The 25,029-nt window shown below is 69.5% G+C and carries 17 protein-coding genes; 11 read left to right on the top strand and 6 right to left on the bottom strand.

The window, feature by feature from the left end:
- The first annotated feature begins 47 nt into the window (after window positions 1-47).
- Both DEJ28_RS00245 and DEJ28_RS00240 read left to right on the top strand, forming a co-directional pair.
- A complete protein-coding gene (locus tag DEJ28_RS00245; protein WP_111114585.1) occupies window positions 48-1,403 on the top strand; it encodes an alpha/beta fold hydrolase in 1,356 nt (451 codons plus the stop codon).
- Complete coding sequence (locus DEJ28_RS00240) at window positions 1,400-2,989, top strand: GMC family oxidoreductase (RefSeq protein ID WP_111114584.1); 1,590 nt, start codon at window positions 1,400-1,402, stop codon at window positions 2,987-2,989. Before DEJ28_RS00245 ends, DEJ28_RS00240 begins: the two co-directional genes overlap by 4 nt.
- Before the next feature lie 39 nt (window positions 2,990-3,028).
- On the opposite strand, the gene DEJ28_RS00235 is transcribed toward DEJ28_RS00240, so the two are convergent.
- From DEJ28_RS00235 to DEJ28_RS00215, 5 genes are read right to left on the bottom strand one after another with little or no spacing between them, the layout of a single operon-like run.
- Entirely contained in the window at window positions 3,029-3,907 is an 879-nt protein-coding gene (locus DEJ28_RS00235; protein ID WP_111114583.1) for an ABC transporter permease, read from the bottom strand.
- On the bottom strand, window positions 3,904-4,845 hold the full coding sequence (locus DEJ28_RS00230) for an ABC transporter permease (protein ID WP_111114582.1): 942 nt from the start codon (window positions 4,843-4,845) through the stop codon (window positions 3,904-3,906). The genes DEJ28_RS00235 and DEJ28_RS00230 overlap by 4 nt, the downstream gene beginning before the upstream one ends.
- A complete protein-coding gene (locus DEJ28_RS00225; RefSeq protein ID WP_111114581.1) occupies window positions 4,842-6,062 on the bottom strand; it encodes an ABC transporter substrate-binding protein in 1,221 nt (406 codons plus the stop codon). The genes DEJ28_RS00230 and DEJ28_RS00225 overlap by 4 nt, the downstream gene beginning before the upstream one ends.
- The gene (locus DEJ28_RS00220) at window positions 6,059-7,246 is read right to left on the bottom strand and encodes an ABC transporter ATP-binding protein (RefSeq protein ID WP_111114580.1); all 1,188 of its coding nucleotides are present in this window, start codon (window positions 7,244-7,246) and stop codon (window positions 6,059-6,061) included. Before DEJ28_RS00220 ends, DEJ28_RS00225 begins: the two co-directional genes overlap by 4 nt.
- A gap of 23 nt (window positions 7,247-7,269) precedes the next feature.
- Window positions 7,270-8,688 carry an aminobutyraldehyde dehydrogenase gene (locus DEJ28_RS00215; RefSeq protein ID WP_111114579.1) on the bottom strand — a complete coding sequence of 473 codons (1,419 nt, stop codon included), beginning with the start codon at window positions 8,686-8,688 and terminating at the stop codon, window positions 7,270-7,272.
- A 113-nt stretch (window positions 8,689-8,801) separates the two neighbouring features.
- Here DEJ28_RS00215 and DEJ28_RS00210 point away from each other — a divergent pair, with 113 nt between their 5' ends.
- From DEJ28_RS00210 to DEJ28_RS00170, 9 genes are all read left to right on the top strand, one after another.
- The gene (locus tag DEJ28_RS00210) at window positions 8,802-9,284 is read left to right on the top strand and encodes an Lrp/AsnC family transcriptional regulator (protein WP_111114578.1); all 483 of its coding nucleotides are present in this window, start codon (window positions 8,802-8,804) and stop codon (window positions 9,282-9,284) included.
- The gene (locus DEJ28_RS00205) at window positions 9,281-10,714 is read left to right on the top strand and encodes an aspartate aminotransferase family protein (RefSeq protein WP_111114577.1); all 1,434 of its coding nucleotides are present in this window, start codon (window positions 9,281-9,283) and stop codon (window positions 10,712-10,714) included. Before DEJ28_RS00210 ends, DEJ28_RS00205 begins: the two co-directional genes overlap by 4 nt.
- A gap of 2 nt (window positions 10,715-10,716) precedes the next feature.
- On the top strand, window positions 10,717-12,069 hold the full coding sequence (locus tag DEJ28_RS00200; protein WP_111114576.1) for an NAD(P)/FAD-dependent oxidoreductase: 1,353 nt from the start codon (window positions 10,717-10,719) through the stop codon (window positions 12,067-12,069).
- Window positions 12,069-13,427, top strand: coding sequence for a flavin monoamine oxidase family protein (locus DEJ28_RS00195; RefSeq protein ID WP_111114575.1), 1,359 nt, complete (start codon window positions 12,069-12,071; stop codon window positions 13,425-13,427). The genes DEJ28_RS00200 and DEJ28_RS00195 overlap by 1 nt, the downstream gene beginning before the upstream one ends.
- A gap of 157 nt (window positions 13,428-13,584) precedes the next feature.
- Window positions 13,585-14,238, top strand: coding sequence for a DUF1345 domain-containing protein (locus DEJ28_RS00190; protein WP_111114574.1), 654 nt, complete (start codon window positions 13,585-13,587; stop codon window positions 14,236-14,238).
- A 328-nt stretch (window positions 14,239-14,566) separates the two neighbouring features.
- On the top strand, window positions 14,567-15,577 hold the full coding sequence (locus DEJ28_RS00185) for a nitrilase-related carbon-nitrogen hydrolase (protein ID WP_111114573.1): 1,011 nt from the start codon (window positions 14,567-14,569) through the stop codon (window positions 15,575-15,577).
- The gene (locus DEJ28_RS00180; RefSeq protein ID WP_111114572.1) at window positions 15,574-16,647 is read left to right on the top strand and encodes an agmatine deiminase family protein; all 1,074 of its coding nucleotides are present in this window, start codon (window positions 15,574-15,576) and stop codon (window positions 16,645-16,647) included. The genes DEJ28_RS00185 and DEJ28_RS00180 overlap by 4 nt, the downstream gene beginning before the upstream one ends.
- 149 nt (window positions 16,648-16,796) lie before the next feature.
- Window positions 16,797-18,212, top strand: a complete 1,416-nt coding sequence (locus tag DEJ28_RS00175) for an APC family permease (RefSeq protein ID WP_111114571.1) — start codon at window positions 16,797-16,799, stop codon at window positions 18,210-18,212.
- Between the two features lie 7 nt (window positions 18,213-18,219).
- A complete protein-coding gene (locus DEJ28_RS00170) occupies window positions 18,220-19,608 on the top strand; it encodes an NAD-dependent succinate-semialdehyde dehydrogenase (protein WP_111114570.1) in 1,389 nt (462 codons plus the stop codon).
- A gap of 797 nt (window positions 19,609-20,405) precedes the next feature.
- On the opposite strand, the gene DEJ28_RS00165 is transcribed toward DEJ28_RS00170, so the two are convergent.
- A complete protein-coding gene (locus tag DEJ28_RS00165; RefSeq protein WP_181433617.1) occupies window positions 20,406-24,797 on the bottom strand; it encodes a beta strand repeat-containing protein in 4,392 nt (1,463 codons plus the stop codon).
- Window positions 24,798-25,029: the final 232 nt, after the last annotated feature.

Raw genomic sequence — 25,029 nt, 5'->3', positions numbered from 1 at the left:
TACAGGCGCGCTGGGAGCAGGCGCGCCCGGCACCGTAGGAACGAGGGATGCCGACCACCGTGTTCTGCCTCCACGCCCTCGGGTCGAGCTCCGAGGAGTTCGTGGGACTGCGCACCCGGCTCGCCGGCACCCTGGACCTCGTCGGGATCGACCTGCCCGGCTTCGGCCGGTCGTCCTCGGCGTCCGGCACCACGGTCGAGGAGATGACCCAGCTCGTCGAGCGCGCGATCGGGCGGAGCGGTGCCACCGAGTGGGCGCTGATCGGGCACTCGATGGGCGGCAAGGTCGCGTCGATCGTGGCCTCCCGGACCGTCGACGGCTCGAACGGGCTGTTCGGGCTCCGCGCCGTCGTGCTGCTCGCGGCCTCGCCGCTCTCCCCCGAGCCGATGGACGAGGAACGACGGGCCACGATGCTCGGGTGGGCGGCCGACGGCGAGATCGGACCGGACGAGGCCGCGGCGTTCGTCGACGCGAACACCGACGCACGGCTGCCGTCGGCGCAGCAGGCCCAGGCCGTGCACGACGTCCGGCGCTCGGCACCGCAGGCGTGGACGGACTGGCTCCTCCGCGGCAGCCGCGAGGACTGGTCCGCGGCCTGCCCGCCGAACCCCGTACCCGCGCTCGTCCTCGCCGGGGCGGAGGACGGCGACCTCGGACCCGACGCACAGCGCACCCTGAACGTGCCGCACTGGCCGAACGGCGAGTTCGGCGTCGTCGCAGGCGCAGCGCACCTGCTGCCCTGGGAGCAGCCGGACGAGGTCGCCGACCGCATCCGCGACTTCTGGCGCCGCCGGGTCGACCACGGACCGGTCGTCCCGAAGGGCACCGCGCGGCTCATCGCCTCCCCGCGGGTGAGCGCCCGGACCCGGGGGCTCTTCGCCGTGCGCGCACTGCCGGACGCCCCGGACCGCGACCCGCGTGCGCTGAGCCGGGAGCAGCTCGACACCCTGCGCGCCGTCGCTCGTGTCGTGGTGCCGCAGCCCGGCGAGCGCCGCCGTCAGGTCGACCTCGCCGGCCGCGTCGACGCCCGGCTCGCCGACGGGCTCGGGGACGGCTGGCGGCCGGACGGGCTCCCCGCCGACGTCGACGCCTACCGCGCAGCGCTCGACACACTGCAGGCCGAGACCGCGCACGGGGACGACCACCTCGCGACGGTGCTCGACGCCGTCACCGCGGGTGAGTACACGCCCACCTCGGGCGTCCTCGACGCCGCGCAACTGCGGGCGTGGGCCGAGGACGCGAGCGTCGACCTCGCCAAGGAGTGGGTCGCACACCCGGCCACGATGGCGGACATCGACTACGACGGGTACGCCAACGGCGGCGACGGCCTGCGGAAACAGGGCTTCCTGCTCCTCGGAGCGGGACAGCGCGAAGCATGGGAACCGGCGGGAGCCGAACGATGAACCTCAGCGGACAGCGCCGGTACGACGAGGACGAGGTCGTCGACGTCGTCGTCGTCGGCACCGGGGCGGGCGGGGCACCCCTGCTCGCGACCCTGGCACGCCGGGGATTGCGGGTCGTCGCGCTCGAGGCCGGACCGAACACCGAGCCGGGCGACCACGTCCCGGACGAGGTCGAGGCTCCTGGCGACATCAACTGGATGGACGAGCGGATCAGCGGCGGCAGCACCCCGACCGCGTTCGGCCCGAACAACAGCGGGACCGGGGTCGGCGGGTCGACCCTGCACTGGGGCGCCTTCACGCCTCGGCCCAACGCCCACGACCTCCGGCTGCGGACCGACAGCGGACTCGGCGAGGACTGGCCGATCGACCACGCCGAACTCACCGGCTGGATCGAGCAGGTCGAACACGACGTCGGCGTCGCCGGCCCCGCGCACTACCCGTGGGACCCGGCTCGGCGGTACCGGATGGGACCGCCGCCGCGGAACGCCTCCTCGGACATGATGATCCGCGGTGCCGCCGAGGTGGGCATCACGGCGACGGACGCCCCCGTGGGGCTCACCACCGAGGACCGGGTGCAGGAGCACCACGGCCTCCGGCAGGCGTGCGTGTCCTGCGGGTCCTGCCACCAGGGGTGCCGCAACGGCTCGAAGGTCACGATGGACACGACCTACCTGCCGGCCGCCGTCGCGTTCGGCGCGGAGATCCGGGCGGAGGCGTTCGTGCACGGCATCGAGCTCGACGCCCGTGGCGAGGTCGAGGCCGTCGTCTACCGGCAGGGCGGGCGCGACCACCGGCAGCGGTGCCGCGCGCTCGTGCTCGCCGCGGGCGGGATCGAGACCCCACGGCTGCTGCTCCACACCGGCGTCGCGAACAGCAGCGGCCAGGTCGGACGGAACTTCACCGCGCACGGTGCGACCCAGGTGTGGGCGACGTTCGACGAGTCGATGCGCTCCTACCGCGGCTACCCGTCGTCGATCATCACCGAGGACTTCGTCCGGCCGTCCGACGCGGACTTCGCCGGCGGGTACCTCGTCCAGAGCCTCGGCGTGCAGCCGCTGACGCTCGCGACGTCGCTCGTCCGTGGCGGTGGTCTCCGTGGTACCGCACTGGTCCGGGCGCTGCGGGACTACCCACGGATGGCCGGGGTCGGCATCAACGCCGAGTGCCTGCCGTACGACGACAACCGTCTGGTGCTCAGCGACGAGGTGGATGCCCACGGGGTGCCGAAGGCCCGCGTGACCTTCTCCGCCGGGTCGAACGAGGCGGCGATCACCCGGCACGCGGTCGACAGGATGACCGCGATCGTCGAGGCCGCGGGCGGACACGACGTCCGGGTGCTCGACCGCGCGGCGCACACCGTCGGCACCGCGCGGATGGGGACCGATGCCGCGAGCTCCGTCGTGGACGCCGCCGGTCGGTCGTGGGACGTCCCGAACCTGTGGATCGTCGACAACTCGGTGTTCCCGAGCTCCCTCATCGCCAACCCGGCGCTGACGATCATGGCGCTGTCGCTCCGCACCGCCGACCTGCTGCTCCGCGACGACGCCCGCGCCGACCGCGAGCGGGCCGTGGCCGTCGTCGCCTGACCGCCCCGCCCCTCGGGAAGCGGGCGAGCACGTGCGGACTCAGCCTCGGGTGCGCGCCAACCGCCGGTTGAGCGCGCCGTTGAGCAGCGCGACGAGCAGCCCGACCGCGAACACGAGCGTCCCGAAGCAGAGGACCTGCGGCGGCATCCCGGCCTTCGCGGCGCCGTACACGAACAGCGGGAACGTGACCGAGGGGCCGGCGACGAACGACGTGATGACGTAGTCGTCGATCGACATCGCCAGCGCCAGCAGCCCCGCGGCGAGCATGCCCGGCGCCAGCAGCGGCAGGGTGACGAGCCGGAAGGCCTGCAAGGGCGTCGCACCGAGATCGCCCGCGGCCTCCTCGAGCGCCCGAGACGTCCCCGCGATCCGCGCCCGCAGCACCACGACGACGTAGGCGACGTCGAACGCCACGTGGGTGAGGAGCACCGTGAGGAACCCCGTCCCGAGCCCGATCGACAGGAAGAACGACAGTGAGGCGGACCCGACGACGATCGACGGCGCCGCGATGTCGGCGAACACGACGGCGTTGACGGCGCCCCGGCCGGGGAACCGGTAGCGCTCGAGCGCCAGGGCGAGCGGCAGGCCGATCGCGACGGAGACGATCGCCGCCAGGAACGCGATGACCACCGAGGTGACGAAGGCGGCTCCGAGCCCGGAGACGTTCACGAGGTTCGCGTACCAGTAGGTCGTGAAGCCGTTCCACGCGAACGACAGCCGGTTCGTCGGGGCGTCGTTGAACGAGTACACGATCATGTAGACGATCGGCACGAGGGTGATCGCGATGACCACCCAGTACACGATGGCGAGCCACGGCCCGCGGCGGTTCACCCCGTGCCGGCCCGGGCGGCGACCGGTCGCGCCGGTGACGGGCGACGTCGGCGCGGTGGACGAGCGGGGCGGTGCGACGGCGGTCATACGAGGTCCTCGAGGTCGTCGGTGCCGGAGACGCGGGCATAGATGAACAGGATGATGCCGAGCACGACCATGAGGACGGTCGACAGCGCCGCGGCGACGTTGTACTGCTGGTTGCCGGAGTAGGCGTCCTGGATCGCCTGGCCGATCGTGTACGTGTTCGTGCCGCCGAGGAGCGCCGAGTTCACCGGGTCCCCGACGGAGTCGATGAACACGAGCAGCACGCCGGCGAAGATGCCGGAGCGGGACAGCGGCAACGTGGTGTGCCAGAACGCCCGGAACTTCCCCGCGTAGAGGTCGTTCGCCGCTTCGCCGAGCCGCGGGTCGATGCGCTCGAGCGCGGCGTAGATCGGCAGCACCATGAACGCCAGGTCGTTGTACGCGTCGCCGAAGATCACGGCGCCACCGGTCCCGAGGATGTGGAAGTCCTTGCCCGCGAGCCCGATGCCCTGCAGCACCGTGACGACCGGCCCCTGCGACGCGAGGACGAACGCCCACATGTCGGTCCGGATGATGAACGACACCAGGAAGCTCACGAACACGAGCATGAGGAGCGGGTTCTTCCACCGCGGGGACACCCGGAACGCGATGAAGTACGCGACCGGGTACCCGACGATGATCGTGACGACCGTGGCGGCCGCGCCGTACCAGAGCGACCGGAGCAGGAACGTCAGGTAGGGCACCTGCGGGTCGACGAACAGCGACGAGTAGATGCCCCAGTTCCACGTGAACGTGTAGCCGTCGTCCGGGTTGCCGGACATGAGCGAGACGATGAGCCCGGACACCAGCGGGATGACGAAGAACACGCAGAGGTACGCGGTCCCGACGAGCGCGAGCAGGAACGGCGTGCTCCGCCGACGACCGCGACGGACCGGAGCGGGACCGGCGGCGCCCGGCCCGGTGCCGACGCCGGCGAGACCGGCGGTGCCGACCGCGCTCACGACTGCACCACCGCGTTGAAGATGCCGTTCCACTCCGAGTACTCGTCGTAGTTCTCGAACACCCGGAACTCGTGCGACTTCTCGAGGACGTCCGACGACGGGAACACCAGCGGGCTGTCCGCCACGGTCGGGTCGTCGAGCACGTCCCGCACGTAGTCCTCGGCGCCGGGCACCGGGCAGACGTAGTTCACGTAGTCCTCGACGATCCCGGCGGCCTTCGGCGTGTAGTAGAAGTTCATCCACGCCAGCGCGGACACCGGGTTGGACGCCTGCCGCGGGATGAGCATGTTGTCGTGCCAGGTCATCTGGCCCTCCTCCGGCGTGACGAACTCCAGGTGCGGGAACCCGGACTGCTGCGCCTGGAAGACGTCGCCCGACCACGCCTGGGTGATCCAGGTGTCGCCGTTCTCGAGCCGGTTGATGTAGCTCTGGTCGTAGAAGCCGGTGACACTCGGACGCAGCTTCCGGAGCCAGTCCTGCGCCTTCCGCCAGTCCGAGGGGGTCGAGGTCTCCGGCGAGATGCCGAGCGCGAGCAGGCCGAGCGACCCGAGTTCGGTGTTGTCGCTCATCAGCCCGATGCGGCCGGCGAACTCCGGGTCGAGCAGGTCCTGGAACGACGTGATCTTCCGCCCGGTGTACTTCGGGTTGTAGGCGAGCCCGGTGAAGCCGGTCTGCCACACGACGGAGTGCTCGTTGCCCGGGTCGTAGATCGGGTCCTGCACGGACTTCGATGCGTTCGCGGCGAAGTTCGGCAGCCGCGAGTGGTCGAGCTTGCAGACGAACCCGTTCTTGATCATCTCGGTGAGCTCGTACCCGTTCGTCATGACGACCAGGTCGTACCCGGTGGCGCCGTGCGCCCGGAGGATCGGCGACACGGTGGCGTAGAACGTCGCGTTGTCCTGGATGACCGCCTGGTAATCGACGGCGATGCCCGTCTCCTGCTTGAACAGGGCGAGGGACTCGGACTTGCCGTGGTCCGAGTCGATGTAGAGCGGCCAGTTCGCGAAGTTGAGCTCCTTGGTCGCCTTCGCGTCCTTCCAGAACCGGTTCCAGTCCACGGTGTCGTCGGCCGAGGCCGCCGACCCCTTGATGCTGCAGCCGGCGAGGAGCGCCGCCACCGCGGCGGCCCCGCCGCCGGCCAGGAAACCGCGTCGGCTGACGCGGCCGGACGTGAGTCCGCGGAGCAGGTCGGGACCCGGCTCCGGCACGGGACTCACGCGACCGCTCCTGCGGTGGCCGGTGCGGACTGGAGGCGCGGGTCGGCTCCGGCGGTGACGGTCTGGTCGGACGCGGGGTGCGCCTCCAGGCCGAAACCGTGGTCGACGCCCCACGTGAGCCAGACCTCGGTACCGGTCTGGACACGGGGCCCGCCCTTCGAGTTCTGCGCGAAGACGGAGACGCGACCCGCGCCGGGCACGTCGACGAGGTACTGGGTGCTCACCCCGGAGAACGAGACGTCGACGACGCGGCCGGGGCCGAGGATGTTCCGGCCGGCCTCGGGGGTGGGTTCCGTGCTGCGGATCTTGAGCTTCTCGGGACGGACGCCGACGACGACGCGACCGGAGGTGGCGACGGCCCGCGCCGCGGGGACCGCGATGGTGCCGGCGGCGGTCGCGACGACGAGCAGTTCACCCTCGGTGCCGCGGACATCGCCCTCGAGCAGGTTCGACTGGCCGAGGAAGTTCGCGACGAACACGGTGCGGGGCAGCTCGTACAGGTCCTGCGGGCTGCCCATCTGCTCGATCCGGCCGCCGTTCATGACGGCGACCGTGTCGGCCATCGTCATCGCCTCTTCCTGGTCGTGGGTGACGTGCAGGAAGGTGAGTCCGACCTCGGCCTGGATCGTCTTCAGCTCGAGCTGCATCTGGTGCCGGAGCTTCAGGTCGAGCGCGCCGAGCGGCTCGTCGAGGAGCAGCAGGGCCGGACGGTTCACGATGGCCCGGGCCAGGGCGACGCGTTGCTGCATGCCGCCGGAGAGCTGCGCGGGCCGCTTCGACGCCGAGCCCTCGAGCTCGACGAGCCGGAGCGCCTCCTTCGCCTTCGTCATCGGGTCCGGGATCCGTCGTCGCTTCAGGCCGAACGCGACGTTGTCGAGCACGCTCATGTGCGGGAACAGTGCGTAGTTCTGGAACACCGTGTTGACCGGCCGCTGGTACGGCTTCGTCTCGGTGACGTCCTGGCCGCCGATCGTGATGGTGCCGCTCGTGGGTTCCTCGAGTCCGGCGACGAGCCGCAGTGTCGTCGTCTTGCCGCAGCCGGAGGGGCCGAGCAGGGCGAAGAACGAGCCGGCCGGCACGACGAGGTCGAGGGAGTCGACCGCGGTGTGGCCGGGGAAGGACTTGGTGATCCGGTCGAGCCGGAGGTCCGCTCCGGATTCGGCGAACGTGCCGGTCATTGCCATGGTGCCTCCAGGAGGTGTCGGGTTCAGCCGATGTAGGACATGACGTGCTTGATGCGGGTGTAGTCGTCGAACCCGTACTGGGACAGGTCCTTGCCGTAGCCGGAGTGCTTGAAGCCGCCGTGCGGCATCTCGGCGACGATCGGGATGTGGGTGTTGATCCACACGCACCCGAAGTCGAGGTCGCGGGCGAAGCGCATCGCCCTCGCGTGGTCGGTGGTCCACACCGAGCTCGCCAGGCCGTACTCGACGCCGTTCGCCCAGCGCAGGGCTTCGTCCTCGGTCGAGAAGCGCTGCACGGTCTGCACCGGGCCGAAGATCTCCTGCTGCACGGCACGGTCGTCCTGCCGGAGCCCGGCGACGATCGTGGCCTGGTGGAAGTAGCCGGTGTCGCCCTGGCGCGCTCCGCCGAGTGCGATGGTGGCGTGGTCGGGCAGCGTGTCGACGAAGGACTGCACGTGCGCGAGCTGGTTCGCGTTGTTGACCGGGCCGTAGTAACCGTCTGACCCGGTTCTCGCGTTGACGCGTGCCTCTGCTGCGAGCGCCGCCACGAACTCGTCGTGGATGCCGTCCTGCACGAGCAGCCGGGTCGCCGCGGTGCAGTCCTGCCCGGCGTTGAAGAACCCGGCGGCGACGATCCCGGCGACGGCGGACGGGATGTCGGCGTCGTCGAACACGATCACCGGCGCCTTGCCGCCGAGTTCGAGGTGCGTGCGCTTGAGGTCGCCGGCAGCCGCACGGGCCACCTCCATCCCGGCACGGACCGAGCCCGTGATGGACACGAGCTGCGGTGTCGGGTGGTCGATCATCGCGGCGCCGGTGGTGCGGTCCCCCACGACGACGTTGAGGACACCGGGCGGCAGGAACTCGGCGGCGACCTCGGCGAGGAGCAGGGTCGACAGGGGTGTGGTGTCGCTCGGCTTCAGCACGGTGGTGTTCCCCGCGGCGAGCGCTGGGGCGAACTTCCACACCGCCATGTTGAGCGGGTAGTTCCACGGGGTGACCTGGGCGACGACGCCGATCGGTTCGCGGCGGACGAAGGACGTGTGGTCGGCGAGGTACTCGCCGGCGCTCCGCCCCTCGAGGTTCCGGGCGGCGCCGGCGAAGAAGCGGATCTGGTCGACGGAGAGCAGGATCTCGTCCTCGACGAGGGTGGCGCGGGGCTTGCCGGTGTCGAGCGACTCGAGGTCGGCGAACTCCTCCGCCCGCTGCTCCATCGCGTCGGCGATCCGGAACAGGGCGAGCTGCCGCTCCCCCGGGGTGGTTCGACGCCAGGTCTCGAACGCGCTGCTCGCGGCCGTGAAGGCGGCGTCGACGTCGGCGGCGGTGGAGACCGGCGAGGTGCCGTAGACGTGCTCGTCGGTCGGGTCGACCAGGTCGAAGGCGGTGTCGGCGCGCGACTCGACCGAGGCGCCTCCGATGAAGTTCCGCACGGTGTCCGGCATGGCGGTGATACTGGCACGGATACCGCCGGTTCGGAAGACTTGTAACAACGGAAATCGTCGTGAAACACGGTGTTCACAACGGAATCCCTTGCTTTCGCGGTCAAGGCACTGCAATGCTGTCCGGCATGGCGGCAGCACCACGACGTCCGGGTCCGATCGACGACATCTCCAAGCGCATCATCGAACAGCTCCAAGCGGACGGCCGCCGTCCGTACGGCGAGATCGGCAAGGCCGTCGGGCTCAGCGAGGCGGCGGTCCGGCAACGGGTCCAGAAGCTCACCGAGACCGGCGTCATGCAGATCGTCGCGGTCACCGACCCCATGCAGCTCGGGTTCCACCGGCAGGCGATGATCGGCATCCGCGTGAACGGTGACACCCGGAGCGTCGCCGACGAACTCGAGAAACTGCCCTCGGTCGACTACCTCGTGATGACCGCCGGCAGCTTCGACCTCATGGTGGAGGTCGTCTGCGAGGACGACGACGACCTCATCGAACTGCTCAACGGCACGATCCGGGCCATCCCGGGCGTGACCGCGACCGAGACCTTCGTCTACCTGCAACTCCGCAAACAGCTCTACGACTGGGGAACGCGATGACCATCTCCGAACAGCCGACCACCCGCCTCGGGTCGTACGACCCCTTCGCGCCGGTGGACGACGCCGCCCTGCAGCAGAAGTCCCGCGACCACCTGTGGATGCACTTCGCTCGGCACGGCGCGAACCAGGCCGGCGCCGACGTGCCGATCATGGTCCGCGGCGAGGGCCACCACGTCTACGACAGCCACGGCAAGGGCTACATCGACGGCCTCTCCGGGCTGTTCGTCGTCGCGGCCGGCCACGGCCGGAAGCGCCTCGCCGAGATGGCCGCGAAGCAGGCGGAGACGCTGAGCTTCTTCCCGATCTGGTCGTACGCGCACCCCGCGGCGATCGAGCTCGCCGACCGTCTGGCCGACCAGGCGCCCGGTGACCTCAACAAGGTGTTCTTCTCGACCGGTGGCGGCGAGGCCGTCGAGACCGCGTTCAAGCTCGCGAAGCACTACTGGAAGCTCCGCGGCAAGCCGATGAAGCACAAGGTGATCTCCCGCGCGGTCGCGTACCACGGCACCCCGCAGGGCGCCCTGGCGATCACCGGCATCCCGGCGATGAAGCAGATGTTCGAGCCCCTCACCCCCGGCGGCCTGCGCGTGCCGAACACGAACTTCTACCGTGCCGCGGAGATGGGCTTCGCCGGTGCGAGCGAAGAGGAGTTCGGCTTCTGGGCGGCCGAGCGGATCCGCGAGATGATCGAGTTCGAGGGCCCGGACACGGTCGCCGCCGTCTTCCTCGAACCCGTGCAGAACTCCGGCGGCTGCTTCACGCCGCCGCCCGGGTACTTCCAGCGCGTGCGCGAGATCTGCGACGAGTACGACGTGCTGCTCGTCTCCGACGAGGTCATCTGCGCGTTCGGCCGCATCGGCACCATGTTCGCCTGCGACACCTACGACTTCGTGCCGGACATGATCACGTGCGCGAAGGCGATGACCTCCGGGTACTCGCCGATCGGCGCGACGATCATCAGCGACAAGCTGTTCGAGCCGTTCTCGAAGGGCGACACGACCTTCTACCACGGGTACACGTTCGGCGGGCACCCGGTCTCCGCCGCCGTCGCGATGGAGAACCTCGACATCTTCGAGGAGGAGGGCCTGCTGCAGAACGTGCAGCAGAACGCCCCGCTCTTCAAGGCCGAGCTCGACACCCTGCTCGACCTGCCGATCGTCGGCGACGTGCGCGGTGCCGGGTACTTCTACGGCATCGAGCTCGTGAAGGACAAGGCGACGAAGACGACCTTCGACGACGACGAGTCCGAGCGCCTCCTGCGCGGCTTCCTGTCGAAGGCGCTCTTCGACGCGGGCCTGTACTGCCGCGCGGACGACCGGGGCGACCCCGTCGTGCAGCTCGCCCCGCCGCTCACCATCGGGCAGCCGGAGTTCCGCGAGATCACGTCGATCCTGCGGAGCGTCCTGTCCGAGGCCGCGTCGAAGATCTGACCGTGACCGGCTACCGGGGCGTCTCGTTCTGGCTCGACCAGCTCGTGGCCACGGGCCGCGACGACCTGACGCCCCGGCCACCGCTCGACGGTGACACCACCGCGGACGTCTGCATCGTCGGTGCCGGACTGACGGGTCTCTGGACCGCGTGGTACCTGCACCAGGCCGACCCGCGCCTCCAGATCGTCGTCGTGGAACGCGAGATCGCCGGTTTCGGTGCCTCCGGACGGAACGGTGGCTGGTGTTCCGCCCTCTTCCCACGGTCCGCGTCGTCGATCGCGGAGCAGCACGGCCGCGAGGCCGCGCTCGCCCTCCGCGACACGGTCGACGAGGTCGGCCGGGCCGCTGCGGAAGCCGACGTGGACTGCGACTTCGTCAAGGGCGGCACCGTCCTGTACGCACGGTCCGCCGTGCAGGAGCGCGCCGCCCACGACGAGGTCGCGTCCTCCGCGGCATGGGGCGACGACATGACGTGGCGACCGGCGCGGCCCGGGGACGCCGCCGGGTCGGCCGGCGTCGCGTGGACCCCGGACTGCGCGCGCGTCCAGCCCGCAGCACTGGTGCGTGGCCTGGCGGCCGCCCTGGAGGCACGGGGCGTCCGGATCGCGGAGCACACGCCCGCCGTGTCGTGGGCTCCAGGGCACGTGGTCACCTCACGCGGGACCGTCTCGGCCGGTGCCGTGGTCGTCGCGGTCGAGGGCTACGGCGCGCAGCTCGCCCAGACGAAGCGGCGGATCCTGCCGCTGTACTCGCTCATGATCGCGACCGCACCCCTGCCCCCTGCCGTGTGGGACCGGATCGGGCTCGAGCACGGGCAGACCTTCTCGGACTACCGGCACCTGCTCGTGTACGGGCAACGGACGGCCGACGACCGCCTCGCCTTCGGTGGCCGCGGCGCCCGGTACCACTGGGGGTCCGCGATCACGCCCGGGTACGACCGGGTGCCACGGGTGTTCGAGCACCTGCGGAACGCCCTCGTCGACCTGTTCCCCGCCGTCGCCGACGCACCGATCACGCACACGTGGGGCGGGCCGCTCGGCGTGCCACGCGACTGGTGCGCCTCGGTCACGTGGGACGGCCGGGTGGGGACCGCCGGCGGCTACGTCGGCGACGGCCTCTCGACGACGAACCTCGCGGGGCGGACCCTCGCCGACCTCGTGCGCGGGGTCTCATCGCCGCTGACCGCGCTGCCGTGGGTGAACCACCGCTCGCCGGACTGGGAGCCCGAGCCGCTGCGGTTCCTCGGGGCGAACGCCGGACTCGTGGCGACCGACCTCGCCGACCGCGAGGAAGCACTGACCGGGCGTCCGAGCCTGGCCGCGCGGCTGATGGCGCCGCTGACCGGAGGACACTGATGGCCGTTCCGACCGGGGTCGACGTGGTCGTGGTCGGGGCCGGGGTCTCCGGGCTCGCCGCCGCGCGTGCACTCGTGCACGGCGGGCAGCGGGTCGTCGTGCTCGAGGCCCGGGACCGCATCGGCGGACGGACCTGGACGGACAGCGCGCTCGGGGTGCCCGTCGACCTCGGAGCGTCGTGGATCCACGGCGTCGACGGCAACCCGCTCTGGGCGCTGGCGTCGTCGTTCGGCATCGACACCGTCGAGTTCACGGTCGGGAGCTTCCAGTTCGACGGCCGACCGATCGCCTGGCACGGCCCGTCCGGAACGCGGCTGTCCCCGTCCGCCGCGTCGTCGTTCGTGGCCGACCTGCACACCGTCGACGCCGCGCTCGCCGACGTCGTCGCGTCCGCTCCCCCGCCCTCGACCTACGCCGCCGCCATCGACACGGTCCTGCGGTCGCTCCGCTGGGACGGCGACCCCGCCGCACGGATCCGCGAGTACGCCGCGCACCGCTCCGAGGACCTCTGCGGGGCCCCGGTCACCGTGCTCGACGCGCACGGCCTCGACGAGGAGCACGTCGCGGGTGACGAGGTCGTGTTCCCCGGCGGCTACGGGCAGTACGCGGCCCGGCTCGCCGACGGCCTCGACGTGCGGATGTCGGCGGTCGTGCAGTCGGTGACGCAGTCCGACTCCGGTGTGGTCGTCGGGCTCGCCGACGGATCGTCGATCGCCGCCGCGCACGCGGTCGTCACGGTCCCCCTCGGGGTCCTGCAGGCCGGGGACGTGACGTTCGACCCGCCGCTGTCCGATCCGGTGACCGGCGCGATGGGTCGACTCGGGATGGGCGCCTACGACAAGGTCTTCCTGCACTTCTCCACGCGGTTCTGGGGTGACGACTGGGTCATCCGGCAGCAGGGGTCCGCCGGCGTCGACTGGCACTCCTGGTACGACATGTCCCGGGTGACCGGCGAGCCCGTGCTCGCGGCGCTCGTCGGGGGGTCCGGGGCACGGCGACTCGAGACGCTGCCCGACGCGATGATCGTCGAGGAAGGGGTGGCCGCGCTCCGCCGGATGTTCGGCGCCGAGGCCGTGCCGGAGCCCGAGGCGTCCCGGATCACCCGGTGGGCGGAGGACCCCTTCGCCCGTGGCTCGTACTCGTACCTGCACGTCGGCGCGTCCGTCGACGACCACGACCTGCTCGGCACGCCGTCCGGCCGGGTGCAGCTCGCCGGCGAGGCCACGTGGGGCGACGACCCCGCGACGGTGCACGGCGCGCTGCTGTCCGGGCTCCGTGCCGCGTCACGCCTGCTCGGCACCGAGGTGCACGCGTCCTCGCTCGCGGCCCCGCTCCCCGTGGTTCCGGCCGTCTCGTGAGCGGCCGCCCGCCGAGATCGCACTTCGGCGGGCTCCTCGCGGCACCGCGGGCGCGAAAGTGCGATCTCGGCGCACCGGGAACGCCGCGGCGCTCGCGCCGACCCGACTCGCCGCCCGCGATCAGCTCCGGCCCCTTCGGGTGCGGGACACTCCCCCCGTGACAACGACGAGGACTCGTCCCCAGCACGAACACCGCGCACCGGTCGCGGTCGCGATCCTCGTGAACCTGGCGCTCAGCCTGTTCCTGCCGAACGAGGTGCTGTTCTTCCCGTCCTGGGTCGTCCCCGTGCTCGGCGTCCTGCTCCTCACGCCGCTCATCGTCTTCAACCCGCGACGGCTGACCCGGGAGACGACGTGGTCGCGGTGGCTGTCCTTCGCGCTCGCGATCATGCTCACCGTCGCGAACCAGCTCACCGTGCTCCGGACGCTCGAGGTGCTGCTCAGCGGGCACGCCGACGGGGGCGCGGTCCTGCTCACGGCGCTGCAGGTGTGGGTGAGCACGATCATCGCGTTCGGACTCGTGTACTGGGAGCTCGACCGAGGCGGCCCCGTCGCTCGCCGGCGTCCCGAGTTGTGGACGAGTGACGAAGCCGACTTCCAGTTCCCACAGGAGACCGACGCGAAGACGGCGGCGTGGCGTCCGGTCTACCTCGACTACCTCTACGTCGCGATGACGAACATGATGGCCTTCAGCCCGACCGACACGATGCCGATGACCGTCCGCGCGAAGATGATCATGGCGTACCAGGCGCTCGGCGGGTTCATCCTGCTGGCCCTCGTGATCTCGCGGGCGGTCAACATCATCAGCTGACCCGGTCGCCCGACCGGCGGTTCGTCGTCGTTCGACATCGGACCACCTTCGTGTCAGCGCCGGCGGACACGAGAAGTGCAGGCCGAGGGATGCAACTCGCTCGAGGAGCGGGTTACACTGGCTCCGAGTTTCAGGCTCGGGACCCAGTTCGTCCCTCGTTCTCCACTCGGAGGACAAATCGAAGCCCACCACTGTTGTCGCAGTGGTGGGCTTCATCCTTGTCCGGACCGTCATCCCGGCGGTGACTCGGGCCCGCGGCCAGCATACCGATATTCCGGGTCTGGTCCTCGGTCTTGTAATCGTTGATCGTGTGATCAACAATGGCGACATGGACGTCATCACCGGAACGCCGCAGCGGTCACCCCTCCACGAGGACACCGGCGCACCCCGTCGCACCGTGCGGGTCGCACTCGTGCAGACCCACTGGCACGCAGACCCGGACGAGCACCGCCGGCAGCTCGCGGACGGCATCGACACCGCGGCCGCCAACGGCGCCACCGCCGTGTTCCTGCAGGAGCTCACGCTCTCCCGCTACCCGGGCGACACCCCGGCGAGCGGCGTGCCGAAGGACCTGGCGGAGTCGCTCGAGGACGGCCCGACGATGACCTTCGCCCGGGCGCAGGCCATCGAGCACGGCGTGTTCGTGCACGCCTCGCTGTACGAACGTCCCGCCGACGACGACCAGCCCGACGACCCGCGCGGCTACAACACGGCGGTCCTCGTCGCGCCGGACGGCTCCCTGGTCGGCCGGACCCGCAAGACACACATCCCGATCAGCGCCGGCTACTACGAGGACACGTACTTCCGCCCGGGCAGCGACGCGGACGCCTTCCCGGTGTACGAGCCGGCGGGACTCGGCGCACGGGTGGGCCTGCCGACCTGCTGGGACGAGTGGTTCCCCGAGGTCGCCCGGTCCTACGGCATCGCCGGGTCAGAGATCCTGGCGTACCCGACCGCGATCGGCTCGGAGCCCACCTTCCCGGACTTCGACACCGCGCCGATCTGGCGGCAGGTGATCGTCGCGAACGGCATCACGGCCGGGCAGTTCATGGTGGTGCCGAACCGATGGGGCGACGAGGGCGACATCACCTTCTACGGGTCGTCGTTCATCTCGGACCCGTTCGGCCGAGTGCTCGTCGAGGCCCCGCGCGACGCGGACGTCGTCCTGGTGGCGGACCTCGACCTCGACGCCCGCGTCGAGTGGCTCCGGCTGTTCCCCTTCTACCTGACGAGGCGACCCGACCTGTACGACGGCCTGGTGCAGGAGATCGACCCCTTGCGCGACGGTCACGGCGCGCGTGAGGCGATCCGCGCCTCCGTGGCGGGTGTGCGCTCGTGAGCTGGCGGATGCCGGCGGAGACGGCGCCGCAGGAACGCACGTGGATGGCGTTCCCCCGCCCCGGCAACACCCTCGGCGACGACCCGGCGAGCGCCGAGGCGGCGCGCACCGCGTGGGCCACGACGGCGAACACGATCAGCGAGCACCAGCCGGTGACCGTGGTGGTGGACCCGGTGGCGCGCGCCGATGCCGACCGGCTGCTGTCCGGTGCCGTGGAGGTGCTCGAGGCGCCGCTCGACGACTTCTGGATGCGTGACATCGGCCCGACGTTCGTCGTGGACGACGAGACCGGCGAGGTCGGCGCCGTGGACTGGGTCTTCAACGGCTGGGGCGCGAACGCGTGGTCGACCTGGACCCGTGACGCCGAGATCGCGGCGACCGTCGCTCGGGCTGCGGGTGTCCGACGGCTCCCCTCGCTCCTGGTGAACGAGGGCGGTGCGATCCACGTCGACGGGACGGGCCGGGTCCTCGTCACCGAGACCGTGCAGCTCGACCCTCGACGGAACCCGTACGCCGACCACGCTCGGGTCGAGGAGGAACTGGCGCGGACGATCGGTGCGACCGACGTGATCTGGCTCCCCCGGGGCCTCACCCGCGACTACGACGGGCTCGGCACCCGCGGGCACGTGGACATGGTCGCGACCTTCACCGAACCGGGCGTCGTCCTGCTGCACGCGCAACCGGACCCGTCGCACCCGGACCACCTGGTGATGCCGCAGATCCGCCGGGCGCTCGAGCAGGCGACCGACGCAACGATCGTGGAGGTCCCGGCGCCGGCGACCCTGACGGACGACGGCGGGCCGGTGGACTGGAACTACGTCAACCACGTCGTGGTGAACGGTGCCGTGATCGCCTGCGGGTTCGGTGAGGCTGCGGCGGACGACCGGGCGCGGGGCATCCTGGCGGACGTGTACCCGGGGCGGGAGGTGCACACGCTCGACGCCCGAGCGGTCTTCGCCCGTGGCGGCGGTCTGCACTGCATCACGCAGCAGCAGCCGGCGGGGAACCTGCGGCAGCCGGCGGGGAACCTGCGGCAGCCGACGACGGACCTGCAGCACCCGGCCCCGTAGCCGCAGCACCCGACGCGGTGTACATCGTCACCGACGACCCTGTACACCGCGTCCGGTCCGCTGGGCCCGAGCGCATCGGTATGGTGCACCGAACCGAACCGGCCCGGGCACCGACGCCCGGCCCCGATCCAACAGGGAAGTCAACGCTCATGGCATCACCCATCGCGGTCACCGCCCCGGCAGCCCCGGCGCGCGGCGGTTCACTGAAGCGCAGCCTCGGGCTCTGGGCGATCGTCGGCCTCGGGCTCGGGTACATGACCCCGACCGTCGTCTTCGACACGTTCGGCATCGTGTCCGACGAGACGAAGGGCGCCGTCCCGAGCGCCTACCTGATCGCCCTCGTGATCATGCTCCTGACCGCGGTGAGCTACGGGAAGATGGTCCGGGTCTACCCGGCGGCCGGCTCCGCGTACACGTACGTGCGGGAGTCGATCCACCCGAACGCCGGGTTCATGGTCGGCTGGGCCTCGCTCCTCGACTACCTGCTGCTCCCGATGGTGAACGCGCTCATCATCCGCCTGTACCTCGAGCAGGTCTTCCCCGCCCTGCCGGCCTGGGTGACCGTCGTCGTCTACACGGTGTTCGTCACGACGGTGATCTGCCTGTCGATGCGCGGCAGGTCGAACCTCAACATGGTGCTGCTCATCGGCGCGATCCTCGCGATGATCGCGTTCGTGGTCTTCGCCGTGATCGAACTCGTCAAGGGTGCCGGTGCCGGGACGATCGTCAGCACCGAGCCGTTCGTCCACGACGGCGTGACGATGTCGGCGCTCCTCACCGGGGCGACGGTCGTCTGCTTCTCGTTCATCGGCTTCGACGCCGTGACGATGTACACGGAGGAGGCGAAGTCGATCCGCATCATGCCGAAGGCCATCCTCATGACGGTCCTCATCGGCGGTGTGATCTTCCTCGTGTCGTCGTACTTCGCGCAGCTCCGGTTCCCGACGAACGCCCCGTTCGGCGAGTTCACCGACGACCCGCTCCCCCAGATCGGCCTGCTCGTCGGCGGCCGGGTGTTCCAGGCGATCCTCGTCGCCGCCGGGTTCATCGCCGCACTGGCGTCCGGCCTCGCGTCGCACGCCAGCGTGGCCCGGATGCTGCTCGTGATGGGCCGGAACAACGTCCTGCCGAAGAAGGTGTTCGGTCACGTCAGCCCCCGGACCCGCACGCCCATCCCGAACGTCATCATCGTGGGCGCCGTCACGCTGCTCGCGATGTCGTTCTCCCTCGACACGATCTCGTCCTACATCAACTTCGGCGCCCTCATCGCGTTCACCTTCGTCAACCTGACGGTGATCGTGCACTTCGCCTGGCGCGAGGGCCGCCGGCACACCGTCCGCGACCGTTTCGCCTTCGTGGTGATGCCCGGCGTCGCGATGCTCCTCACGGGTGTTCTCTGGTCCCAGCTGCACGCCGACGCGCTCATCGCCGGCGGTGTCTGGGCCGCGATCGGGTTCGTGTACCTGCTGGTCATCACGAAGGGGTTCCGCGTCCAGCCGAAGGGCTTCGACGAGAACCAGCCGGTGACCGGCGTCAACAAGCAGCTGACCGACGAACAGGCCTAGGAGCACCATGACCGACACCGTTTCCGCCACCGCCACCGCGTACGCGGTCACCGACCCGACCACGGGCGAGGTGCTCCGCACGTTCCCGACCATCACCGACGACGAGCTCCGCGGGGCGATCGACGCCGCCGACCGGGCCCACACCGCCGACACCAGCACCGTCGCCGACCGAGCCGTGCTCTTGCGTCGAGTGGCCGAGCTGTACCGGGAGCGCCGCGACGACCTGGCGGCCACGATCGTCCGCGAGATGGCGAAGCCGATCGACCAGGCCGTCGGTGAGATCGACTTCTGCGCCGACATCTACGACTACTACGCCGACCACGCGTCGGAGTTCCTGGCGGACGAGCCCATCACCCTGGCCTCCGGCAGCGAGGGCTCCGCGTTCCTCCGGAAGTCGTCGATCGGGGTGCTGCTCGGCATCATGCCGTGGAACTTCCCCGCCTACCAGATCGCCCGGTTCGCCGGACCGAACCTGCTCATCGGCAACACCGTGCTGCTCAAGCACGCCCCGCAGTGCCCGGAGTCGGCGCTCGCGATCGAGCAGGTCTTCGCCGACGCCGGGTTCCCGGAGGGCGCCTACACGAACGTGTTCGCGACGAACGACCAGGTGGCCGACGTCATCGCCGATCCGCGGGTGCAGGGCGTCTCGCTGACCGGATCGGCGCGCGCCGGTGCTGCGGTCGCCGAGATCGCCGGCCGGAACCTCACGAAGGTCGTCCTCGAGCTCGGCGGTTCCGACCCGTTCATCCTGCTCTCGACCGAGGACCTCGACGCCGTCGTGGAGTCGGCGGTCGCCACCCGCCTCGAGGGCAACGGCCAGGTCTGCAACGCCGCGAAGCGCTTCCTCGTCGCCGACGACCTGTACGAGCCGTTCCTCGCGAAGTTCACCGCGGCGATGTCCGCCGTCGCACCGACCGACCCGACCACGCCCGGTGCGGAACTCGGGCCGCTCTCCTCGCCCGCTGCGGCCGATCGACTCGAACAGCAGCTGGCGGACGCCCGCGGGCAGGGTGCGACCGTCGTCACGGGTGGCGAGCGCCGGGGGAACGCCTTCACGCCGACCGTCCTGACCGACGTCACGGCGGACAACGACGCCTACCGCGAGGAGTTCTTCGGCCCGGTCGCCGCCGTGTACCGGGTGGCCGACGAGACGGCTGCGATCGCACTCGCGAACGACACCCCCTACGGCCTCGGCTCGTACCTCTTCACGACCGACGCCGAGCAGGCTCTCCGTGTCGCCGACCGCATCGAGGCCGGCATGGTCTACGTCAACATCGTCGGCGCGGACAGCCCGGAACTGCCGTTCGGCGGCGTCAAGGGCAGCGGCTTCGGCCGGGAGCTCGGCCCGCTCGGCGCCGACGAGTTCGTCAACAAGAAGCTGATCCGCATCGGCTGACGGGCCGACAGGTGGTCGGCTTCACAGCGGACTGGAGGCGCGGTGCCGGTTGGCACTGCACCTCCGGCCCGCGAGACCTGCGACCACACCGCGGGGCGGCTGCCGACCACTCACTTCGAAATCGAGTTATTCAAGGCTGCTCCGGCGGCCGTAGCGCCGATACAGCCAATGAGGATAGTGGCCGCACAGACCCCGTCGACGGCCGCCCAATTGGGAACCCGTAAACAACATTGAAAGCCGCAGAAACAGGCTCGAACTAATTAAGCTGCAACTGCATAGCACCCTGCTGTCGCGATGGCCCCGACACCGCTGTCCATGTTTAGGCCAAGAACTCGAGACAAGGTAGTCGTTCTACTTTACTTGCGCCGTTTATAGTCCGAGATTACCGTAAAAGCAATCAATGCGACGATCATTGGGATTGCCGCACCCGCTGCAAACATTTCTCTTTTTATCTAGGAGGTTGCGTATGCTGCATCCCTCAAAGGCTGTGCAGACCGAGGATGAGCAAGGAGGTTCCGATCACAGGACTGCGAACCCCAGGGCAGTCGAGACGCACTCCATCGAGCATGCGCTACTTTCGCGATCTCCTCGATTGCACGAAGAGAACTAGCGCCGACGCAACGATGAGAGCGAAAAATATTGCCAAGTAGGGCAGAGCGGAATCCACCACTGCAGGCAAACCCGGAACAAGAGTTGCACCCAGGGCCAGGATCACGCCGACTGCACCGATGACCGCGATGATGCGGAATCGTTTGCGTCGTTCTTCGTTCGTGCGAGTCACTTCAATGCCTTTCATCTCAAAGTGCGCCAAGTCCCAAGGTAATGCCGCCTGCAAGAAGTCCAAGACCCGCACCGATCGCCGCGCCTTCGCCCACGTTGTCTCCATTGGAGTAGGCCACATACCCGCCGGCGATCCCGCCGCCCACGGCACCTCCGATGAGTGCTCCTGCCACGCAACCAGCGCCGAAGGTTTCGACCGCGGTCAGAGCACAAATTCCCGCTCCCACTCCGAATCCGATGACACCGGCGATGATTGTAGAAGCGAGACCGTCACCGAGCGCATCCCGACCAGCAGGATCTGAGCGGTTGATGGGGTCTGCGCCAGCGTAGGCGTAACGGTTGGCGTTGTTGGGGTCGAGGGGCGCGTCGAGGGTGTCGCGTTCGATCCACCCGCCCGTGTCGCTGGACTGCCAGCGGTAGCCGAACTTGGTGAGCCCGGTGTCGGTGTTGCTTGAGCGGAGTCCGTTCTTGTACCCGTACGGGTTCTGCTGCCACTGCGCGCTCGCGGCGCCGTCCGTCGAGATGGTCTCGGCACCATACGGGTCGTAGGACACCGTGTACGCCGTCTTGCCAGTGTCGGCGATCGACGCGGCGGGGTTCCCGATGCCGTCCGTGACGTACATGCTGGTCGTCCCGTCCGTCGTGCGGAGATCCAACGCCTGCCCGGTCGTCGGGTCGCTGATCACAGCCGCCGTCCCGGTGCCGGCGATGGTGTGGTTCGCGATCACGGGAACACCATTGCTGTCAGAGGTGCCATACGTGTAGTCGTACTCCGCGCCCCCGTCGGTGGCCTGGTGGAGCAGCTTGAGCATGTCGGCGCCGGCGTACTCGTACGACGTCTTCACGCTGTCCTTCGTGGACGCGGTGAGCTGCTGCGCCCCGTTGTACGTGTACGTCTCACCGGGTGCGACGGTCATGTTGCCGACACCGTCGTAGGAGTACCCGGCGGTGGTGATCTGCCCGACCGCGTTGAAGCTCAGCTTCTGATCGGACTTGAGCGCCCCGGTCGCCGCGTTCGTGGCTTTCGCTTCGGTGCGGTTGCCGGCGGAGTCGTACGTGTACGCCCAGTTCGTCGGGTTCGCCCCTCCGGTCTGGGTGATTCCGGTCAAACGGTCCGTCGGGGTGTCCCCGTCGGCTGCGAGGTAGCCGTAGTTCGTTGCCTGCTTGCCGATGTTGTCGTAGGACCACTGCAGCTTGTCGCGGTCGTTCGCCGTGGACGTGGTGCAGGTCGGCGCCGTAGTGGTCGCCATGTAGCAGTAGTCGGTGTCGACCACGACGGTCGGGTTGCTGCTGTCAGACCAGGCCTGCACCTTGGTGACCTTTCCGGACTTGTCGTAGGTCAGCGTCTGGTGCGCCGCCCACGATGCCGGCTCGACACCGGCGGTGGCGGTGTTGGAGGCGCCGAGCCAGGTGTCGGTGCGGCGGCCCTGCTTGTCGGTGAGGTAGATCTGCTTCGCGGTGCCCGAGCTGGTCGGGTACGTCGTCGCGGTGAGGACCTCGGTCGGGTCGTACTCGTGCGTGACGGTTCCGGTCTGATCCGTGACCTGCACCGTGTTCCCGGCAAGGTCGTACCCGTAGGACACGGTGCCGCCGCCAGCGGTGTTCACCGTGGAGGTGAGCCGGTTCCGCTGGTCGTACGTGTTCGTGACGATTCCGGTTGCGGACTGCTGGGTGAGCTGGTTGCCGTTGCCGTCGTACGTGCTCGTCACCGTCGCCGTGCCGTCACTGAATGCGGTGGTGAGGAGCCGGTCGTCGTTGTCGTACGTGTACGTGGTGACACCGCCGTCACCGTCGGTGTGGTTCTTCACCCGGCCGAAGTCGTCGTAGGCGTACTTCTGCACCCCGAGGCTGGTGCCGGTGGGCTGGGTGATCGATCCGAGCTGGTTGTTCGTGTCGTACGCGTAGACCGTCGGGTTGCCGCTGTTGCCCGGAGCGGTGGCGGTCTTCACCGCACCCCACGCGTAGTTGTCGGTGCCCTTCTTGTTGTACGTCAGGGTCGAAGTCGCAGCCGGGTCACTGCTCGACTGGGACGAGGTCGCGTTGCCGACACCGTCGTAGCCGATGCTGGTCGACGTGCTCGAGCTCGAGGTCACCTTCGACGGCAGGTACGCCGTTGCCGATCCCGAACCGTAGTCAGCAGTGGAGGACGACCCGGTGCCGGAGGTGGACTGGGTCAGCGACTGGCTGCTGTTCTTCCCGTACATGTTCTTCGTCGTCCCCGACCCCGCATCGCCTGCGGTGCCGGTGGTTGCCGTGGCGACACCGTTGTTCGCCGGGTTGTACGTGCGAGACCGTTCCCGGCCCGCAGCATCCACCGCCTTCAGGACGAGGTCGTTGCTGTCGAGCGTGTACGTGGTGTGCTTCGCATTCGCGACCGTGGCGGACTGATCCGATCGCGGGTCAGCGACCTGTGTGGTCGTGTCATTCGCGTACGAGAACCGCGTCACCGCGGTGCCCGCGGAACCGGCGCTGGTGTTGCGCTGCTGCACCTGCGTGACCCGATCAGAGGAGTCGTAGGTGAACGTGGTCGCTCCGCCGGTCGGCGCGGTGATCGAGGTGAGGTCCCCGCTCGTGTACGCGAACGTGGTCTGCTTCCCGGTCGAGTCCGTGTACGTGGTGACGTCACCCGCCGCGCTCTTCGCCCACGAGACCGAACGGGTGCTCGAGCCGCTGGTCTGCTTGAAGGTCTGCACCCCGTTCGCGTAGGACGACGTTGCCGTCCGCCCGCCGGTTGGTCCGGCGGTGGAGACCAACGTGCTCAGCCGGTACCCGTCGGAGGTGTTGAAGCTGACCTGGTTCTGATTGCGGTCCACGATCGAGGTGGGCTGCCCGGCGAGGTTGAAGTGGGTGGTCGAGTTCGTCGTCCACCCCTTCAGCGTGTACTCGTAGTTCGTGCCAGACGTGTTCACCCGCGTCAGGGTCTGCTGGATACCCGCCGGGGTGGTGAACGCTCCCTGCGACCCGGAGGGCTTGAACAGCCATGCGGTACCGGCAGCGTCGGTGTAGACCACGCCAGCGGAGTTCGCTGAGAGGTCACCGGCACCGGCGAGGGCGTACTGCCACCGGTTCGCGTCCATCGTGTTGCTGTTCGCCCTGTTCGCCCTGTTCGTCGCTCGCGAGTTGTACGCAGCACCGATCGTGGTGTTCTGCGTCACGCCCGGCAGCGACAACGCAGTCGTCGTCACCAGCAGGTTGCCGGTGCCTACATCGACCGACGCGTTCGTCTGGTCGGTGATCGGGAACGGCAGCGTCGTCGCGGACTTCCGCTGACCGGTCTGGTTCGTGTTCGACGGACCGCCCGGCAGAGAGTTGTACGTGCCCTGCAGGTCGACCACGAAGTCCGTGGCGGCTGCGGAGACGTTCTTGATGCGGATCTTCCCGTTCACGCCGACCGGGATCGTCGCGGTCGTCGTCCGGGTCTGCGTGTTGCGGGAGTAGTCCATGACGCTGCCATCGGGCTCAGGCGCACCGTCTGCCCACGCCTTCGCGTAGCCACCATCGGCACCTTGGTGCACCTCGGTCAACGTGATCGCCACCGCGGACAGCCCACCCTCCACGGACGGGATGCCGGTCTTCGCGCCCGCAATCTGCACGGCGAGTGACCCGTTCGACGCAACGGCAGAGCCGCTGCGGGTGTCGATCAGTCGTCCGGTCTGCGGGGTGAACCCGCCGCCGGGGTTGCTCGGCATGAAGTATCCCTGCACGTCGACGATCACGTTCAGACTGCTGCCGTTGTCCGCCGTGTCGATGGTGATCTTGCCGCCGGACCCGACCGCGACCTGCGCACTCATCGCCGTGGACAACCCACCCGTCGGACCGTAATTCAGCGCCCCCGACGGGTCAGTCGCACCGGCCGGGAATGGGCGCACCCAACCCGCGACACTGTTGACGTTGTTCACGATGATGTTCACCGCCACGGCGGCAGCATTCGCCGGCACGCCGTTCGCACCCGCAGCCGTGAACGTGAAGCTCTTCCCACCGGTAAGCGGCCCTTGCGGCGCGTTCGTCGCGGTACCCGTGTTCACGATCCGCTTGCTCGACACCGGCACGAACCCACCCGCGCCCACACCGTTCGCGGTGCTGGTGTAGTACCCGGTGACATCGATCACGACGCGCGTTTGCGAGGTCTGCGTGTTGACACGGATCTTGCCGTCATCACCCACGGCCAGCAGCGACGTGTTCGACGTGTTCCCATCGACACCAGCGCCGTAGATCATCAGCAACGTGTTCGCCCCGTCCGCGTCCGGCCGACCCACGAACTGGCCCTGACCGTTCGGGTTCACCACCGTCAGCATCAGACTCACCGCACCGATACCACTGGTCGGGAGACCATCGACACCGGCGATCTGCACCGTCTTGAACGAATCCGAGGACGTCGCCCCGTCATAGACGCGGGAATGCTCGTTCATCGGGACGTACTGACCACCGGTGCCCGTCACCTCCGCGTGCGCCGCCTGCGGCGCCGAGACCACCGCCAACAACGACCCCAGCAACGCCACCAAGGTGACCACCGCGAGCATCACCCAACGAGAACGGACAGACAACGGCGACGTCGCGAACACGCGCAGAACCCCTCAACAGGTCACGACCAGCTATGCCGCCCCCATGACGGCGCTGTGCGACCACCGGAGACGCTACGGA

Source organism: Curtobacterium sp. MCPF17_002 (assembly GCF_003234115.2).
Classification (GTDB): Bacteria; Actinomycetota; Actinomycetes; order Actinomycetales; family Microbacteriaceae; genus Curtobacterium.
Note: the sequence above shows the minus strand (reverse complement) of the source record. Positions and strands in the feature narration are given on the sequence as shown.